The sequence below is a fragment of the Amycolatopsis sp. NPDC004079 genome, from assembly GCF_040610415.1.
Lineage (GTDB): Bacteria > Actinomycetota > Actinomycetes > Mycobacteriales > Pseudonocardiaceae > Amycolatopsis > Amycolatopsis halotolerans.
In genome coordinates, this window is sequence record NZ_JBEXMH010000002.1 from 1 (window position 1) to 18,909 (window position 18,909).

Below are 18,909 nucleotides of genomic sequence, written 5' to 3' on the forward strand. Positions count from 1 at the left end.
CTTGCGGATACCTCGACGAACCAGACACAAACACATCCTTCCCCAAGCCGAAGCCAAGGATCAGGGTGTCCGGCACACCGGGGGAACCTCACACACTCAAACTTCGGGGTGGTGGCCCGCCGCCCGGGCGCAATGTCGCCGCCAGGCGACGAGCCACCCGAGAGAGAACTCAGAGACTACCCACCCACCCCTCCACAGCCTTAGCCGTAGTCTCCACATCCGCATCAACAATACTGAAATGGTCCCCGGGAACAGTAACCACAACATCCGCCCGGTCCCAGGTAGTCCGCCACGACCCAGGATCCTCCTCAGCCCGATCCGCGGAATCCCCAGCGATGACAAACCGCCGATCCGGCCGAACCAACACCACCGGCGCGGAAACCTCAGGCAACCGAACCCCGTCCAGCAACCCGAGATAATAAGCCATCGCAGTCAACTTATCCCGATCAAACGGCCCGAACTGCTCCTCCCGCTCAACCATCCCCGCGGCCATATCCCGAACGGTGTCCCCGGCATCCCCACCGTCATCCATCGCATAGGTGTCCAGCAGCACAACCCCAGCCGCCCCCACCCGGGAAGCCAGCGCATAAGCAAGAACCCCACCAGACGAATGGCCCACCAAAACAAACGGCCCATCCCCGGAAAGCCGGACACTCTCCGCCAAAACATCCAGCAACGAATCCAGATCGGCAGGCAACAACTCCCCAGCCACAAACCCAGGCGTAGGCAGAGCAGCGACCCCCCGAACCCCCCGGAACCGAGCCGCCAGCTTCGCGTACTGGTAAGCCCCGCCCATCCCAGCCGGAGTAGGAACCGCCAGCAACCTCACCCCAGCAGGCCCCTCAGCCAACTCCACCGGCCGAGGCGCCTCCGAAAGCTCAGCCACACCATGGAAAACCGGCCGCAACTTCGCAGCCGCGCCCAGCAACGCGAGACCATTCTCGACCTGCCCGCCCCGGACAGCCTCGAAGAACATCTCCGTAACCGGATCCCCGCCAGTCTCAACCGCGGGCCCGGTCAACACGCCGAGCAAATGCTTCGCCAACCCCGCCGGCGTCCGATGATCGAACGCAACAGACGCGGGCAACGAAACCCCCGCCACCCCACCGATCCGATTCCGCAACTCAACCGCGGTCAGCGAATCGAACCCGATCTCCAGGAAGTGCGCGTCCTCGTCAAGCTCGGCAGCGTCGGCATACCCCAGCAGCCCAGCGACCTGCTCCAAAACGAACGCCAGCAGTCCCTTCTCGGTGAGCTCCAACTCCGAGACATCGTCAGCCACCGCACGCCGCTTCTTCACCACGGCCTGCCCCGCTGAGGCAGCCTCCGGAGTCATCAGCTCCCGCACCGTCACCGACTCAGCCGCGGCAACCGCCCGCCCAGAACGATCAGCGAACAACACCGCCACCCGATCGTCGGCAACCGGAGTCACCCGAACCCGAAGCTTCACCGCCCCGGTAGCGAACAACCGGAAGTCCCGCCATTCCACCGCATCCCCGCCCACAGCGGACAGCGCGGCGTCAAGCACCACCGGCGACAACCCGAACCGCTCGTCCGGAGCGACTTCGATCTCCCCGAACACCACCCCGTCAACAGTCCAAGCAGCGTCCAGCCGCCCAGCACTCACCGGCTCCGCCCCAGCAGGCGGCCACTGGCCAATGCCCTCCGGCTCACCACCGTCGTCCACTGCCAGCACCCCCTCGGCATGCCGTGTCCACGCACCGTCGTGTCGCGAGTGGACAGTCACCGGACGCTGCCCGGCGTCATCCGGCTCGCCCACCACGATCTGCACGTGCGCAGAAGCCAACGGCGACTCAACGGTCAACCGCACCACGCGTCCGCAGCCGACCTCGTCCCCAGCCCGAGTAGCCAACTCCACAAAGCCCGCTACCGGGAACGCTTCATCGGCAGGCAACGTCCCGCTCAACACCACAGTGGACGATCCAGCGACAGTCAACGCAGGCCCGAACAACGTCGCGAGCCCAGTCCCATCGGCCCGCCGAGCCTCCATGTCCACCGACGGCCAGTACCGAGTGCGGTGGAACGCGTACGGCGGCAAAGGAACCGTAGCCGCGGCTCGGCCGGAGAACATCCGCCGAACATCCAGCCCCGCGCCGAGGACGTGCAGCTGCCCAGCCGCCAGCAGCGTCGAAGCGACCTCACCGCGATTGCGTCGAAGCACCGGAACGAACTCCGCGTCCTCGATCACAGCCTCAGCAGCCGCCGTGAGCACCCCATTCGTACTCAACTCGACAAAACGAGTCGCCCCCGAAGCCTTGACCGCGTCCGCGAACCGAACCGTGTTGCGGCAGTTAGCCACCCAGTGAGCCGGATCGGACAACTCGTCCGTCACCTCAGCACCGGTGACCGTCGAGACCACCGGCACAGTCGGCGTCGCGAACGTCAACTCCTGCGCGATCTCCTCCAGCTCTTCGAGAATCTCGTCCAGCAACGGCGAGTGAACCGCACAATCGATCGCCAGCCGGTTAGTACGCCGGCCAAGCTTCTCGAAGTGCTCAACAATCGCCTGGACGGCACCGTCCACACCGGACACCACCACCGACCGCGGCCCGTTCACCGCAGCCAGCGCAACGTCCTCGCCCAGCAACGGCCGCACCTCGTCCGCACTGGCCTCGACCGCGACCACCGCACCAGTCCGAGTCTCCGCCATCAGCTGACCCCGGTGCGCGACAAGCTTCACCGCGTCGTCCAAAGAGAACACCCCGGCCAGATGCGCGGCCGCGATCTCTCCGACCGAATGCCCGACGAGTACCTCCGGCCGCTGCCCCCACGATTCCAGCAGCCGATACAACGCCACGGAGAACGAGAACACCGCGGCCTGGCTGAACTGAGTCCGGTCGAGCAACTGCGCGTCGACCGATCCAGCCTCAGCGAACATCACCGTGTGCAACGACCGCCCGAGATGCTGATCGAACTTCGCCGCAACCCGCTCCAGTTCATGCGCGAACACCGGGAACGCAGCGGACAGTTCCGCACCCATCCCAGCCCGCTGGCTGCCCTGGCCCGGCAAAAGGTACGCAGTCCGCCCACCAGAGCGAGCACGTCCCGTCACCGCAGAGTCCGAAGTAGACAACGCCGCCAGCGCCGCACGGAGCTCAGCCGCGTCCGAACCGACCACTGCTGCCCGATGCGAGAACAACGGCTGACGATTAGCCTGCGAGTAAACGACATCCAACGACGGATGCGCGTCGAGGTGCGCCAGCAACGCCCTCGCCTGATCCGGAAGCGCCGCCGCAGTGCGAGCCGAGAACACGAGCGGCGGCAACACACCACCGGAATCAACCGTCTCAGCCGCTTCCGCCACCGCCTCCGGAGCCTGCTCCAGAATCACGTGCGCGTTGGTCCCGCTGTACCCGAACGCCGACACCGCAGCACGCCGCGGCCGATCCACCTCGGGCCAGTCCCGAGACTCGTCCAGCAGCCGCACAGTTCCGGCAGCCCAGTCGACATCGCGCGTCGGCTCGGTGACGTGCAAGGTCGACGGCAACACTCCGTGCCGCATCGCCTGCACCATCTTGATCACCCCGGCAACACCCGCCGCCGCCTGAGTGTGCCCGATGTTCGACTTCACCGAGCCAAGCCACAGTGGACGGTCCGCCGACCGCTCCCGACCGTAAGTGGCCAGCAGCGCAGCGGTCTCAATCCGGTCGCCCAGCGGAGTACTCGCGCCATGCCCCTCGATAGCGTCCACATCGGACGCCACCAGGCCAGCCGCCGTCAAAGCCCGCCGGATCAACTTCTCCTGAGCCGGAGCACTGGGCGCGTTGAGACCGTTGGAAGCACCATCCGCGTTGACCGCGCTGGACTTCACCACGGCCAGCACGTCGTGCCCGTTGCGCTGCGCGTCAGACAGCCGCTCGATCACAAGCACCCCGACGCCCTCGCCCCAGCCAAACCCGTCGGCCGCGGCTGAGTACGGCTTGCACCGGCCGTCCCGCGCGACAGCACCGTCAAGGAACTGCGCGAACGGTGCCGGCGAAACGAGCGCCGAGACACCCGCGACCAAGGCGAGCGAGCAGTCCCCACCGCGCAACGCCTGGGTCGCCTGGTGCAGGGCCACCAACGACGACGAGCACGCGGTATCCACCGACACCGCCGGCCCTTCGAGACCGAACGCGTACGCGACCCGCCCGGAGACCACGCTGCTCAGCGCACCGGACCCGCGATATGCCCCGCCGCCCTGTTCGAGCGCGTCGCCCGGGTCGTAGTCGGACTGCATCACGCCGACGAACACCCCGGTCGTGCTTCCCTTGAGCGCCAGCGGATCCACCCCGGCGTTCTCCAGCGCGACCCACGACGACTCCAGCAGCATCCGCTGCTGCGGGTCCATCATCACGGCCTCGTTGGGGCTGATGCCGAAGAACGCCGCGTCGAAGTCGGTGGCGTCCGGCACGAACCCGCCGCGCGGCGTGCCGCCGTCGGGCGCGACCTGCTCGAGCCAGTGGTCCATGTCCCAGGCGCGGTCGGCCGGGAAGTCGCTGGTCCCGTCCTGACCGGCGGCGACCAGCTGCCACAGCTCGTCCGGCGTGGTCACCCCGCCGGGGAACCGGCAGGCCATGCCGACGATCGCGATCGGCTCGTCGCTGCCCACGACGGTGGTCTCCGGCCCGGCCGCGTCCGTGTCCAGGTCGCCGAGCAGCTCGTCGTGAAGGTGCGCGGCGAGGTCGCCGGCGGTCGGGTGGTCGAAGACGAGCGTCGCGGTGAGGCTGAGGCCGGTGACCTCGTTGAGCGTGTTGCGCAGCTCGACCGCGGTCAGCGAGTCGAAGCCGAGGTCCTTGAACGCCCGGTCGGCGTCGATCATGTCCGTCGACGTGTGCCCCAGCACCGCCGCCGCGTGCTCGATGACCAGGTCGCGCAGGTGGTCAAGCCGCTTGTCGGCGGGAAGGCGGACCAGCTTGCCCAGCAACGAGTCCGTCCCGGCCTCCCGGTCGGCGACGGTACGCCGAGCCGCCGGGACCAGACCGCGCAGCAGGTCCGGCACCGCGCCAGCCTCGCGCCACGCGGGCAGGTCGAGCTTCACCGGCACGAAGACCGTGCCCGTCGAGCTGACCGCGGTGTCGAACAGCGCCAGCCCCTCCGCCGCGCTGAACGCGCCGAGCCCGCGCTTGCCGTTCGTTTCGCCAGCCATCCCGGCCGCCGATTCCCACATGCCCCAAGCCAGCGAGTGCGCCGGTTTGCCTTCGGCGCGGCGGTGCGCGGCGAGAGCGTCGAGGAAAGCGTTTGCGGCGGCGTAGTTCGCCTGGCCAGGAGCACCGAGCACGCCAGCGGCCGACGAGAAGGTGACGAACGCCGAGACATCGCCAGCCAGTTCGTGCAGGTGCCAGGCGGCGAGTGCCTTCGGGTTGAAGACTCCGTCGATCCGCTCCGGCGTCATCGACGGCAGCACACCGTCGTCCAACACACCGGCAGCGTGCACCACCGCGGCGACCGGGTGCTTCTTCAGCAGCCGCGTCACCGCCCGGCGATCGGTGAGGTCGCACGCGGCGACGGTCGTCTCCGCGCCGAGTTCGGTCAGTTCCGCGACGAGTTCCGCAGTGCCCGGTGCCTGGTCGCCACGACGGCTGACCAGCAGCAACCGCTTTGCGCCCTGCTTCGCGAGGTGCGTGGCGACGATCCGGCCGAGCGCCCCGGTACCGCCAGTGAGCAGCACGGTCCCGGCCGACCAGTCGACCGGCTCCCCCAGCTCCGGCGTCGCCCGGACAAGACGCGGCACGCGCACCTCGGCGCCGGACACCCGGACCGCCGATTCGTCCGCCGCCGCGATGGCCGCGAGCTGCTCGTCGCTGGCGTCGCCTTCGACGAGCACGATCCGGCCCGGATTCTCGACCTGCGCGGACCGGACGAGGCCAGCCACCGCAGCCCCGGCGAGGTCGTTGCCGGTCACTACGAGAAGCTTTTCTTTGCCGTCCGACTGCAGTTTGGACAGTGCACTGTGGACGGCCTTTTTCGCCTTCGCCGCGTCATTCCCGGCCTTCGCCCGGTAGACCTCGTAGGCCTCCTGCGCGTCCGGCAGAGTCGTCGGCACCCAGTCCACTTCGTACAGTTCGTCCGAACCAGTCGGAGCCGCAGCTGCCAGCTGTTCCTCGCTGATCTGCCGCAACTTCAACGCACCGACCCGCGCGACCGGCGCGCCCGCGCTGTCGGCAAGACGCAGCTCGACAGCCTGCTCACCGGTCGGTCGCACGTGGACTCGCAGCGAAGACGCACCGGTCGCGAGAAGCTCCACTTCGGACCAGGCGTACGGCAGCGTCGTCCCTTCCCCGGCCGCCGCGCTGAGCCCCACGGCGTGCAGAGTCGCGTCGAACACCGCCGGGTGCAGGCCGAACGCCTCGGCCCCGATCCGTTCCTGCTCAGGCAGCGCGACCTCGGCGTACACGTCCTCGCCGCGCTGCCACGCCGCCTGCAGCCCCTGGAACACCGGCCCGTACGCCATTCCGTGCTCGGCCAGCAGGTCGTACATCCCCTCGACGTCCACCGTCTCGGCACCGGCCGGCGGCCATTCGCTGAGGTCGAAGTTCGTCCCGGAAGCAGCGGACGCGAGCGTCCCGTCCGCGTGCCGGGTCCAGCCGACAGCGGTGGCAAGATCGTCGGGTCGCGAGTGGACACTGATCGGCCGGGACCCATCCGCAGCCGGAGTTCCGATGCGCACCTGGATCCGCGCCGCACCCTTCGCGGGCAGCACGAGGGGCGCGTGCAGCGTCAACTCCTGGACGCGACCGCAGCCGACCTCGTCACCGGCGCGCACGGCAAGTTCCACAAACGCCGTGCCGGGCAACAAGATCGAGCCGCCGACGGCATGGTCGGCCAGCCACGGATGCGTCGCCGTGGACACGCGACCGGACAGCACCACGCCGTCCGCGTCGGCGAGCAACGTCGCCGCGCCGAGGAGCGGGTGGTCGACCGGGTCGAGGCCCATCGACGAGACATCCCCGGATTCGGACGACACCTCCAGCCAGTAACGCTGGTGCTGGAAGCCGTACGTCGGCAGGTCAGCCCGGCTCGCACCCCGCGAGGCGAAGTGCGCGGCCCAGTTCGGCACCACGCCGCGGACGTGCAGCGTCGCCAACGCGGTCAGCAGCGCCACGTCCTCGGGAACGTCACGACGCTGGCCCGGCACGGCGACCGCGTCACCGGCGGACTGCGGGACCACGGCGGTCAGCGGCGCGTCCGGACCCAGCTCGAGGAACCGGTTGACCCCTTCGGCAGCAAGCGTGCGGACAGCATCAGCGAAACGGACCGGCTCGCGGACATTGCGCACCCAATACTCGGGGTCGGTCAGCTCGGCGTAGACCTCTTCGCCGGTCACGCTGGAGATCACCGAAATGGTCGGCTGCGCGTAAGCGATGCTCTGCGCAACCGCCCGGAACTCGGCAAGCATCGGCTCCATCAGTCGTGAGTGGAACGCGTGCGAGACCTTGAGCTGCGTCGTCCGCCGCCCGGCGTCGCTGAACTTCGCGGCCACCGCTACGACGGCGTCCTCAGCACCGGACACCACCACGGAACGCGGCCCGTTCACCGCGGCGACATCGACCGTCCCTTGTGGATCGTGCTCCGCGACCTCCTCCGGAGTTCCTTCGACGGCCACCATCGCGCCGCCCTTCGGCAACGCCTGCATCAACCGTCCGCGAGCGGCGACCAGCTTTGCCGCGTCAGCCAACGAGAACACGCCCGCACAGTGTGCGGCAGCAAGCTCGCCGATGGAGTGTCCACACAAGGCAGCCGGAGTAAGGCCCCACGATTCAACCAGCCGGAACAGCGCGACCTCGAACGCGAACAGCGCGGCTTGGGTGTTCGCGGTCTGCGCCAGCACGTCCGCGGCACCGTCGATCACTTCACGGATCGGCCGGTCGAGATGCCGGTCCAGCTCCGCGCACGCCGCCGCGTAAGCCTCAGCGAAGACCGGGAAGACCTCCAGCTGACCGCCCATCCCGACCCGCTGAGATCCCTGGCCGGAGAACAGGAACGCCAGCGACGCCTCGCCGCGCGCCAGGCCGCTCACCGCGCCCAGCTCACCGTTCGCGAGCGCGTTCAACGCGGGCAGAACGTCCTCAATGGACTTCCCGATCACCGCAGCCCGGTGGTCGAGATGCGTCCGCGACGCGCCCAAGGTGGCGGCGACGTCGAGCAGGTCCAGTTCCGGTTGTGCCGCAAGGTGTTCAGCCAGTCGCGCTGCCTGCGCCCGCAATGCCTGCGGCGTCCGACCGGAAACGACCACCGGAATCGCCGCCTCGTCGCGCGGACTTTCCACCGCATCTGGCGCCGGTGCTTCCTCGATAATGATGTGCGCGTTGGTCCCGCTGAGCCCGAAGCACGACACCGCACCGCGCCGAGGCTGTTCCCCGCGCTCCCACGGCCGGGCCTCGGTCAGCAGCTCGACCTTGCCCGAGGCCCAGTCCACGTGCCGAGTCGGCTTGTCGACATGCAGCGTCTTCGGCAGCAGGTCGTTGTTCAGCGCCAGCACGATCTTCAGCACGCCAGCAACGCCGGACGCGGCCTGTGTGTGTCCCACGTTCGACTTGATCGACCCCAGCCACAGGGACTCTTCGCGCTCCTGGCCGTACGTCGCGAGCAGCGCCTGCGCTTCGATCGGGTCGCCCAATTTGGTCGCGGTACCGTGCGCCTCGACGACGTCGATCTCGTCCGGCCGCAGCCGCGCGTTCGCCAGCGCCTGCCGGATCACGCGCTGCTGCGCGGGCCCGTTCGGCGCGGTCATGCCGTTGGACGCGCCGTCCTGGTTGATCGCGGTGCCGCGGACGATCGCCAGCACCGGGTGCCCGTTGCGCCGCGCGTCGGACAGCCGCTCGACCAGCAGCATGCCGCAACCCTCGGACCAGCCGGTACCGTCCGCCGAGTCGGCGAAGGTACGGCAGCGGGCACTGCGGGCGAGCGTGCCGTCGAGGGAGAACTCGACGAACGTGCGCGGCGTCGACATCACCGAGACCCCGCCGGCGAGCGCGAGCGTGCATTCACCGTTGCGCAGCGCCTGCACCGCCAAGTGCAGCGCGACGAGCGAGGACGAGCACGCGGTGTCGATGGTCACCGCGGGTCCTTCGAGCCCGAAAGTGTAGGCGAGGCGGCCGGAAATGACGCCGGAAGAACCGTAGCTGCCCTGATAGTTGTGGTACATCGTGCCCGCGAAAACGCCGGTCGGACTGCCCTTCACCGAATGCGGCGCGATCCCCGCGCGCTCGAACGCCTCCCAGGACGTTTCGAGCAGCAGCCGCTGTTGCGGGTCCATCAGCAGCGCCTCGCGCGGGCTGATGCCGAACAGGTCGGCGTCAAAATCGAGCGCGTCGTGCAGGAATCCGCCCTCGCGCACATAACTCGAACCCGGCCGCTGCCCGGTCGGGTCGTAAAGCCGTTCGAGGTCCCAGCCCCGGTTCGACGGGAACTCGCCGATCGCGTCGACGCCCCCGGACAGCAGTTCCCACAACGCTTCCGGGGTGCCCGCGCCGCCGGGAAGCCGGCAGGCCATCCCGACGATCGCGATCGGCTCCCGTGCGGCTTCGGTGAGCTTGCGGTTCTTCTCGCGCAACCGCTCGGTTTCCTTCACCGAAGCCCGGAGCGCACCGACCAGCTTCTCCTCGGAGTTGCCCACGTGCCCACGTTCCTTCCGCGTCGCATGCTCGCCCGACGTCGTGACGATACGAGCGCGCCCGCGCGGCGACCCACCCCTAACGGCCCCTGCCGCGCCCGTCCGCCCGCCCGGCCAAGGTCCGCTTTAGACGGTCTTTAGGGGTTGTCGCCCGCACCGGCGGATGTCAGATTTTGCTGGCGTTCCAAGCCATTTCGCACGGCTCGTTTCCGCTGGGGGTTTCACCGCCCGGACAAGGACTGGGGAATCGTATGCACACGTTGACACGCAGGCTGCTGGTGGTGGGAGCCCACGGCGACGACGAAACGCTCGGCGCGGGCGGGACTATCGCCCGGCTCGCCGACGAGGGCGTCACCGTTTCGCTTTGCATTCTCACCAACGACGACGGTTCGCGTTCGGCCGCCGGCGCCGAGGTCACCAATCGCGCCGACGCGATCGAACTGGCCGCGAAAACGCTCGGCATCGAGCGCGTGCGAGTCCACGAATTCGGCGACAACCGGCTCGACACGGTCAGCCACCTCGAACTGAACCAGGTCGTCGAGCGCGAGGTCCGCGAATTCGAGCCGGACACCATTTTCGCCACGAGCATGTGCGACCTGAGCACCGACCACGCGCTGGTCAGCCGCGCCGCGCGGGTCGCCGGACGGCCGGGCAAGGGCCCGGTGCGCGAGGTCCGCACCTTCGAGATCCGCTCCGCCACCGACGTCGGAGAGGCCTCCGGGCTGCCGGTCACGTTCCGGCCGAACTGCTGGCAGATCCTCGACGAAAGCCACCTCGAACGCAAAATCGAAGCGCTGCGCGCCTACGGCAAGGAACTCGAGCCGTGGCCGAATCCGCGCAGCGAACGCGGCGTCCGCGCCCTGGCCGAATACCGCGGCTCGCAGGTCAGCGCCGGCCTCGCCGAGGCCTTCGAAATCGTCCGTTCGGTCCGATGACCGCGTTTTCCTCCGCTTTTTCCACTCACTTTTCCCACAGCCCATCCAGAAACGGGTGACCAGGAATGACCAGTACTGTCGCTGAATTCGAGACCATCGCCGAACGGAACGAACTGACGTCGGTCGCGGTGATCGGGATGGGCTACGTCGGCCTGCCGACCGCGCTCGGCCTGCACGCCGGCGGCGTCGGCGTGATCGGCATCGACCTTTCGCAGAACCGGCTCGACTCGATCCGCACCGGCGAGGTCGACCTCATCGAGGCCGACCACCGCAGGCTCGAGAAAGCCGTGCACCAGGAGGACTTCCAGCTCACCACGGACTCGGCGCGGATGGCGGAGGCGGACGCGGTGCTGGTGTGCGTGCCGACCGGGCTCGACGAGTACCTGATGCCGGACCTCGGCCCGCTCGAGGCGGCGTGCGCGGCACTGGTCGCGAACGCCCGCCGCGGCCAGACGTTCATCCTGACCTCAACCAGCTACGTCGGCACCTCCAACCGGCTGCTGGTGAAACCGCTGGTGGCCAAGGGATTCACGATCGGCCGCGACCTGTTCGTGGCGTCCAGCCCGGAGCGGATCGACCCCGGCAACGTCACGCACACCCAGTCCGAGACGCCGCGCGTGCTGGGCGGCGTGACCCCGGTGTGCACCGCGATGGCGCAGCGCGTGATCAACGTGCTCACCCCGAGCGTGCACTGCGTCAGCTCGCCGGAAGCGGCGGAGATGACCAAGCTGTACGAAAACACGTTCCGCGCGGTGAACATCGCGCTGGCCAACGAGTTTGCCGAGATCAGCGACGGCTTCGCGATCGACCCGATCGAGGTCATCGACGCGGCGGCCAGCAAACCCTACGGCTTCATGGCCTTCCACCCCGGCCCCGGTGTCGGCGGCCACTGCATCCCCTGCGACCCGCACTACCTGCTGTGGCAGCTGCGCGCGACGCAGAGCAACGCACCGCTGGTGACCCAGGCGATGCACGCCATCGCGGAGCGGCCGAAGCAGGTTGTCGACCGCGTACTGAACACACTGTCGCGCGAAGGCAAGGGCATGGCGGGTACGCGCGTGCTGGTGGTAGGCGTGACGTACAAGCCCGGTGTGCAGGACGTGCGTTCTTCGTCCGCGCTCGACATCCTCGACCTTCTCGCCGCGAAGGGCGCGAAGGTCGGCTACTACGACCCGCTGGTCCCGAACGTCCGGGTCACCGGCGGTTCGCTCGACACTGTCCCTGAGCCGGAAGGCCAGGACTGGGACGTCGCGCTCATCCACACCGTCCAGCCGGGCCACGACTACGAATGGCTCGCCGACTGCCCGACTGTCATCGACGCCACTTACCGCTTCGACCGCGCGCTCTTCGCGAACTGATTCTTTGCGGGGGTTCCGGGTGGCGGAGCCCCCGGCCTGGGGCGCAGCCCCACATGACACTGAAAGGAAATCGCTGTGCGTTACCTCATCACCGGAGGCGCCGGGTTCATCGGCTCCCACCTCACCGAGCACCTGCTGGCCCGCGGCGACGAGGTCGTCGCACTCGACAACCTCAGCACCGGCACCCTGGACAACCTCACCGGCTTCGCCGGACACCCCGGATTCCGCTTCGTGCGCGGCTCGATCACCGACCCGAACGCGGTCGAATCGTGCATGGCGGGCATCGACGCGATCTTCCACCTCGCCGCCGCGGTGGGCGTGTTCACCATCCTCGACAAGACCATGGACAGCCTGCGCACCAACCTGCACGGCACGGAGAACATGCTCGACGCGGCATTGCGGCACGACGTGCCCATCCTCGTCGCGTCCACGAGCGAGATCTACGGCAAGAACACCGCCGACGGGCTGCGCGAGGACGACGACCGGATCATCGGGTCGCCGCTGAAGAACCGCTGGTCCTACGCCGAGGCGAAGGCGCTGGACGAGACGTTCGCCCATCTGTACGCGGTGGAACACGGCCTGCGCACGGTGATCGTGCGGCCGTTCAACACCGTCGGCCCGCGCCAGACCGGGCGCTACGGCATGGTCATCCCGCGCTTCGTGACGCAGGCGCTGGCCGGCGAGCCGATCACGGTCTTCGGCGACGGACAGCAGACCCGCTGCTTCTGCCACGTGCAGGACGTCGTGCCCGCGCTGGCGGACCTGCTCGCCGACGAATCCGCGTACGGCAAGGTGTTCAACCTCGGCAGCAACGAGCAGACCACCATCTCGCAGCTGGCCGAGCGCGTGATCGGCGCGACCGGTTCGAGCAGCACCATCACGAAGGTGCCGTACGAGGAGGCGTACGGCGACGGGTACGAGGACATGCAGCGTCGCATTCCCGACTGCACCCGCGCGTACAACCAGATCGGCTTCGTGCCGACGCGTTCGCTGGACGACATCATCGAAGCGGTGGTTGCTGACCGCCGATCCTGAGCTGTTGCCGGTTCTGGTTCCTGCTCCGGTTCCGGTGAAGGGCCTCTCGCGGAGTTCGCGCGGGAGGCCCTTCACACGTTTCGGAGCTTGACGTAGACGGCTGTCAGGTGGCTGGCGGCGGTGTTCGCGGACACTCCCAGTACCTCCGCGATCACCGCCACCGGCGTGCCCTGCGCGGCGAGCTCCGCGACTCGCAGCTCTACGTCGGTCAGCACCCTTGCTCCCGTGAGTTTTTCCATCACTGCCCGGCACCGGCCAGCTCTCCGGCTAGCGCACTCCGCCCCGCCACGCCGAGTTTCCGGTACACCCTGGTCAGGTGTTGCTCCACAGTGGACACCGTGATGTACAGCGTTTCGGCGATCTGGCGGTTGGTCCGCCCGTGCGCCGCGAGCTCCGCGACGCGCAGTTCGGCCTCGCTGAGCGCGGTCGCCGCCACTCCCTCCGGATCCGCGCGAGGCGGCTCGGGTCTCGACGCGACCGGACGAGGCGCGAGCGGACGCATCGGCTGCCGCGGCACCTGCACCGGTTTCACCAGGCCCGCCGAGCGTTCCGCGCGCTGGCCGAGCTGGTTGATCGCGCGGACCGTGCGGGCCAGCTCGAGCCGGTCGCCGGATTCCTTGAACGCCTCCGCCGCCCGGTTCAGCAGACCGGACCGCGCACCGGTGTCCCCGGCGAACGCCAGCACCCGCAGCGCCACTGCCTGCGAGAACGCGTCCGTCGTGTCCGCCAGCTGCTGCTTCGCCAGCTCGACCGCCAGGGTCGGGTTGCGCAGCCGCAGATTCGCCTCGGCGAGGTCGGTCCGCCACGGTGCCACCGCGGGCAGGTCGAGGTTGCGGTCACGAAGAATGCGTTGGCATTGCTGGAAATCGCTCACCGCGGAGAGCCCGCGGTTCGTGGCCAGGTGGAACTGCCCGCGCGCCCTGAGGAACCGTACGCCGCCGAGTGTCGTGTACACCGTTTCAGGCAGAGCGTGTCGCAACACCGCTGCTGCGGCCTTGAACGCGCCTGCCGCGGTGTACGCGGTCAGCATCGTCGCCAGCGGGTACGTGATCGCGACGCCCCAGTTCGGTTCGTCAAGCAGCGCGAGCGCACGGCTCGCCGCTTCAGCCGCTTCGGCCGGTTCGCCGCGACGCAGCAGCAGACTCGCGCCGATAGCGTCGAGCATCGCCTTCCACGTCACCGCGCCGCGATACTCGGCCTCCTCGGCCAGCGAAGAGCACCAGCCTTCCGCGCGGTCCGCCTTGCCGTCGTACGCGAGCGCGAGAATGGCCGTGGCCAACGCTTCCAGCGAAGTGTCCGAGAGTCGGCAGTTCTGCAGAATCCGCTCCGCGCACACCGAAGTCTCTTCGCTGCCGCCCACCTGCCATACCGACGCGAGCGTGGTGGCCGTGCGCATCCAGGGATCCGACGCGTCGACCGACAGCTGCGGTGCCGTGCCGTAATGCCAATGCGCGGCGAGAGTCAGTTCGGCGGCTGTGCGCGGGTGCAGCGGTTCGAGGTCGTCGCCCAACCGGACCAGCGCGGACTCGAACGTTTCCCGGTCACCGAACCACAATGACTGGCGCACCAGCGCGATCCGGTCCGACTGATCGAGCGAACCAGCGTCGCGCAACGCTGCGAGATGCGGTGCGGCCGCCGCCGGGTTGACCCGCCAGGTGATCTTGGCCAGCAGCTGCGAAATCATCTGCTGCTCCCAGGACGCGGTGGTCGTCGATGCCGCGAGATGCAGGCAGCGGGTGGCGAAGTCGACGTCGTCGCCGAGCATCACCTGCTCCGCCGCCGCGACCAGCACCGGCAACGCCCACTCCGCCTGAGCTTCGCCCGCCGCCACAAGGTGCCGCGCGACCTCCGGAGCCGACAACCCGCGTGCGTGCTTCACCTCGGCGGCCCGGATGTGCAGCTGCACCTTCTCGGACCCGCGCAACCCGCCGACGACCGCCGCCGCGGCCGGCTGCTGCCGGAAGCGCACCCCGTCGACCAGCCCAGTCTCCACGAGCAGCCCCGCGGAAGCCTCCGCCTCGACCGGGTCGACGCCCGCGACCGTCGCCACCGCGTCCGTGGTCACGTCGGTGTCCAGCACCGCGATCGCCGTCGCCACTTCCCGCAGCGGCGAACCGTAGCGACGCAGAAGCCGTTGCACCGCATCGGAGTACACCGCGCCGTCGTCCACCGAGCTACGACATGCGTCGACCAATGCGCTGACCAGCAACGGATTCCCCGCGCTCAGCCCGTGGATCCGCTCGGCGTCGCCGTGGTCCGCGACCAGCTGCGCGATCGCCTCCACCGTGAACGGCGTGAGATGCACATACCGATGCGGCTGCGCGGCGAATTCGACGCCCTCGCCCGAGTACCAGCCGTCCGGCTGCGTCAGCACCAGCAACATCGCGGCCGACCGCGCCCGCCGCTGCAGCCGCAGCAACAACCGCGCCGACGTCTCGTCCACGTGCTGCAAATCGTCGACCGCGATCAGCAGCGACCGCTCCCGCGCCAGCCGGTGCAACGCACTGCACAACGCAGCGATCCGGTCCTCGCCGTCGGCCGCAGCCAACACTTCGCGCGGCAACGCCGGACTGGCCAGCAACTGGTCGAGCACACCGCCGTCGACGTCGCGCTCGTCGGCCGCCCCCGCCGCGGTGAGCGTCAAAACGCCCAGTTCACGGGCTCGCGCCACCACTTGGTTCTGTACCTGTGTTTTCCCGCTGGCCGGTCCTCCGCCGACCAATACCGTGTCTCCTGCCCCCGCATCGCATTCGATCAGCAGGCCCTCAAGGAGGGACACTGCTTCGTTCGGCTCGGTGCGGCGGTTCTGCCCCCAGTTCACGCCCATCGCAAGCTCCTCGACCCAACGGTCATCTTCCTGCGTGTGCCACAGTCGCAGCCGCCCCCTAAGCACAGCCAACCGCGATCTAAAGTCACTCAATCAGGTGATCACGACTACTTTGCGTTTTTGGCGGCCAGGTTTTTCTTGCGGCGCCTGCTGCGCGCGAGGGGCGGCTTTTCTGGGGTGAGCTTGCGTTTTGGCTCCGGACAGTGATCTTGCTTCGCTTGCTTCCACAGTTGGGGTTGACCAATTCGAGCGATGGCGTAATCGAACGTGCGTTCGAGAAAATAGAGAGGTGTCCACGACTACGACGCTCCCGGCCTGGCAACTGTCAGACCAGGACCTGACCACCAGACTCCTGACCACCCAAAGACAGCAGAACACCGCGTATGCCGCGCAACTGGAGACAATCCGGGAAGTGGAATCCCGCGGTGCCATACCCGAGGGCTATTCCTCGACCGCGGCCTACCTGGCGACGATCCTGCACGTGACGCCCCGCGAGGCCCGCGCTCGGCTCGCCCAAGCCACCGGCTCTCTGCCGCTGACCTGGAAAGCCTTGACCGAGGGCGAAATCACCGCCCAGCACGCAGCCGTGATCGCCGAGTTCCTGGCCGACGCACCGAGATGGCTGACCCCCGAGGACTACACCGTCGCCGAAGACACCCTGGTGACCCTCGCCGCACAGGCCAACCCCGGCACGGTCCGCCGAGCCGCGACCCGCCTGAAGATCTACTGGGACAACGATCCTGCCGAGATGCCCGGCTCTTCACCCGCGCCCGGTTTGGACCCGGACGCGGACGCGGGCTCGGATGCGGCCTCCGCGCGCCCGTGGCGAGAATTCCGCTGGCACTGGACCCGAACCGGCCGCTTCCGCTTCACCGGCAACGTAGACCAGGAAACCGGCACGTTGATCGAGCAACTGCTGGTCCCCCTGGCCGCACCAGACCCCGCGACCACGCCGGACACCCCCGACCCCCGCACCCCAGCAGAACGCCACGGCGACGCCATCGCCGCGATCGTCGACCTGGCCGCCCGCACTCCCGACCTGCCGTCCAAAGCCGGCGAACGAGCAGTCGCCACCGTGACCGTCGACCTGAAAACCCTGCAAAGCAGAGCCAAAGCGGTCTTCACCGACGACGAATCCGTCCTGCCCGCCTCCCACCTGCGCCGCATCCTGTGCGACGCCAAGGTCTACCCCGCCGTCCTGGGCACCGAAGGCCAAGTCTTAGACCTAGGCCGCTCAGCCCGCACCGCCACGAACGCCCAACGACGGGCCCTGGCAATCCGGGACCGCGGCTGCACCTTCCCCGGCTGCGACCGCAGTCCAAAGTGGACAACCCCGCACCACATCGTCCACTGGGCCAACGGAGGCGCGACAGACCTTGACAACCTCGCCTCATGCTGCGAACGCCACCACCGCCTCCTGCACCACAGCGGCTGGCAAATCCTCCTCCGCGACGGCGTCGTGTACTGGATCCCGCCGTCCATCCTCGACCCCGAGCAAAAACCTCTGCGCAACACCGCCCACAACCCACCACCCACCCCGCTGGGCCACTCACGACGGCAAGCCGCGACACCACGCCCGGCTGCCGCTCCACACCCGTCGGCCGCAGCCTCATGACCGCCACACCCGACGCCACCTGTACCCGGACTCGCACCCGCCCCAGCGAGTCCGGGCGATGGCCCCTGCCTGGGCGCGCTCAAACCCGACGCTCAGTGCACCTTCGCCAACGCCACCCCTCCTCAGCCCAGCCCCAGGCCACTAGGGGTTGTCCCACGCTGCCCCGCCCCGAACACTCCTGGTTTTGTGACTGCAGTGGACGAAACACCCGCGAACGCACGCACAAGCCGGTGGATCCGCCGTTTCCACCCGACCGACCAGGCACGGGTGCGTCTGGTGTGCCTCCCGCACGCCGGCGGCTCGGCGACCGCCTACTTCCCGCTCTCCGCAACCGCAGCGGGGCAGGACTTCGAGGTGGTCGCCGTCCAGTACCCCGGCCGCCAGGACCGGCGCACCGAACCATGCCTGGACACAGTCGCCGCCATCGCCGACGCGATCACCGACGACCTGTCCGACTGGTCCGACCTGCCAGTGGCCCTGTTCGGCCACAGCATGGGCGCCACCGTCGGCTACGAGGTGGCCCGCCGGCTGGAGGCGCAAGGCCATCCGCCGCTAGGGCTCTTCGCCTCCGCCTGCCGGGCCCCGTCCGCGCAACGGATCGAGTTCATCCACCAACGCGACGACGACGGCCTGATCGCCGCGCTCAAGCAACTCAGCGGCACCGACGCCGGCGTCCTGGGCGACGACGAGTTGCTGCGCATGGTCCTGCCCGCAATCCGGGGCGACTACACCGCCGTCGAAACCTACCGGCATGAACCAGGTCTGGAGCCAAGCTGCCCGATCCAAGTCCTCGTCGGCGACGCGGACCCGGTAACCGACCTGGACGAGGCCGGTGCCTGGCGCGACCACACCACCGGCGCCTGCCAGGTCAAGATCTTCCCCGGCGGCCACTTTTACCTGAACGACCAGCTCAACGCCGTCCTGAAGACGATCACCACAACCCTGGCCGGATGGCAACCGGGAATCTGCCGGGGATAAGGGTGGGGAAACCCCAGGGAAGCTTCAGGAGCACACCCCATGGTTCCGGCCCGCCGGTTCCGAGAAACTAGGTACATCAAGGAAACACCCCCTCAACCAGGAGGCCATCATGATGGCGATCACCACCGCCCCCGGCGTCACCCAGCGCATGCTCGCCAACGGCCACCTGGAGCTGACCTGCCGCACGACCAACCGCCACATCGAATGCGAGCCGGTGGCCGCCGCGATGTGGATCGCCCTGAAGCAGCACAACGGCGACGTCGACCAGGCCGCCACCACCCTCTCCGCCCTGTGGGAAACGAACGAAGACGACACCCGCTACGACCTGATCGCCCTGGCCGGTTCGCTGTGCTCGCTGGGCATGGCCACCGAGTCGTAACCGGAATCGGCTCAAGGCCAGCGGACAGCGGGCCAACCGCAGCGGTTCACAGCCGAACTTCGCTGCTGCGCCGCAATAAGACGCGCACCGCGGAACCCCAGCCCTGCGCGGGAGACACCGGCAGCCGCTGCCCAAACGCGGTCTCGCCCTCCAGAAGGATCAAGCG

9 protein-coding genes are annotated in these 18,909 nt (G+C 68.6%); 6 read left to right on the forward strand and 3 right to left on the reverse strand.

Annotation, left to right across the window (positions count from 1 at the left end; genetic code table 11):
* Positions 1 to 169: 169 nt before the first annotated feature.
* Positions 170 to 9,619 carry an SDR family NAD(P)-dependent oxidoreductase gene (locus ABZX37_RS02170; RefSeq protein ID WP_354735140.1) on the reverse strand — a complete coding sequence of 3,150 codons (9,450 nt, stop codon included), beginning with the start codon at positions 9,617 to 9,619 and terminating at the stop codon, positions 170 to 172.
* Between the two features lie 248 nt (positions 9,620 to 9,867).
* Here ABZX37_RS02170 and ABZX37_RS02175 point away from each other — a divergent pair, with 248 nt between their 5' ends.
* The 3 genes from ABZX37_RS02175 (at position 9,868) to ABZX37_RS02185 (ending at position 12,944) form a co-directional block, all read left to right on the forward strand.
* On the forward strand, positions 9,868 to 10,551 hold the full coding sequence (locus ABZX37_RS02175; RefSeq protein ID WP_354735141.1) for a PIG-L family deacetylase: 684 nt from the start codon (positions 9,868 to 9,870) through the stop codon (positions 10,549 to 10,551).
* A gap of 65 nt (positions 10,552 to 10,616) precedes the next feature.
* Positions 10,617 to 11,909 (forward strand): nucleotide sugar dehydrogenase, encoded by a 1,293-nt coding sequence (locus tag ABZX37_RS02180; RefSeq protein ID WP_354735142.1) that lies wholly within the window; start codon positions 10,617 to 10,619, stop codon positions 11,907 to 11,909.
* Positions 11,910 to 11,984: 75 nt separating this feature from the next.
* A complete protein-coding gene (locus ABZX37_RS02185; RefSeq protein WP_354735143.1) occupies positions 11,985 to 12,944 on the forward strand; it encodes an NAD-dependent epimerase/dehydratase family protein in 960 nt (319 codons plus the stop codon).
* A 71-nt stretch (positions 12,945 to 13,015) separates the two neighbouring features.
* On the opposite strand, the gene ABZX37_RS02190 is transcribed toward ABZX37_RS02185, so the two are convergent.
* Both ABZX37_RS02190 and ABZX37_RS02195 read right to left on the reverse strand, forming a co-directional pair.
* Positions 13,016 to 13,159: a LuxR C-terminal-related transcriptional regulator gene (locus tag ABZX37_RS02190; protein ID WP_354735144.1), complete on the reverse strand. Its 144-nt coding sequence runs from the start codon at positions 13,157 to 13,159 to the stop codon at positions 13,016 to 13,018.
* A 23-nt stretch (positions 13,160 to 13,182) separates the two neighbouring features.
* Positions 13,183 to 15,771 carry a LuxR C-terminal-related transcriptional regulator gene (locus ABZX37_RS02195; RefSeq protein ID WP_354735145.1) on the reverse strand — a complete coding sequence of 863 codons (2,589 nt, stop codon included), beginning with the start codon at positions 15,769 to 15,771 and terminating at the stop codon, positions 13,183 to 13,185.
* Between the two features lie 289 nt (positions 15,772 to 16,060).
* Here ABZX37_RS02195 and ABZX37_RS02200 point away from each other — a divergent pair, with 289 nt between their 5' ends.
* The 3 genes from ABZX37_RS02200 to ABZX37_RS02210 all read left to right on the forward strand — a co-directional run bounded on the left by ABZX37_RS02200 (position 16,061) and on the right by ABZX37_RS02210 (position 18,743).
* Complete coding sequence (locus tag ABZX37_RS02200; protein ID WP_354735146.1) at positions 16,061 to 17,386, forward strand: DUF222 domain-containing protein; 1,326 nt, start codon at positions 16,061 to 16,063, stop codon at positions 17,384 to 17,386.
* Between the two features lie 195 nt (positions 17,387 to 17,581).
* Positions 17,582 to 18,364, forward strand: coding sequence for an alpha/beta fold hydrolase (locus ABZX37_RS02205; RefSeq protein ID WP_354735147.1), 783 nt, complete (start codon positions 17,582 to 17,584; stop codon positions 18,362 to 18,364).
* 109 nt (positions 18,365 to 18,473) lie between these two features.
* On the forward strand, positions 18,474 to 18,743 hold the full coding sequence (locus ABZX37_RS02210; RefSeq protein ID WP_182891233.1) for a hypothetical protein: 270 nt from the start codon (positions 18,474 to 18,476) through the stop codon (positions 18,741 to 18,743).
* The last annotated feature ends 166 nt before the right edge of the window (positions 18,744 to 18,909 follow it).

Excerpts from the sequence above, each read along its gene's own strand:
- ABZX37_RS02175 (WP_354735141.1), top strand. The coding sequence starts at position 9,868 with ATGCACACGTTGACACGCAGGCTGCTGGTGGTGGGAGCCCACGGCGAC.
- ABZX37_RS02180 (WP_354735142.1), top strand. The coding sequence starts at position 10,617 with ATGACCAGTACTGTCGCTGAATTCGAGACCATCGCCGAACGGAACGAA.
- ABZX37_RS02195 (WP_354735145.1), bottom strand. The coding sequence starts at position 15,771 with ATGGGCGTGAACTGGGGGCAGAACCGCCGCACCGAGCCGAACGAAGCA.
- ABZX37_RS02210 (WP_182891233.1), top strand. The coding sequence starts at position 18,474 with ATGATGGCGATCACCACCGCCCCCGGCGTCACCCAGCGCATGCTCGCC.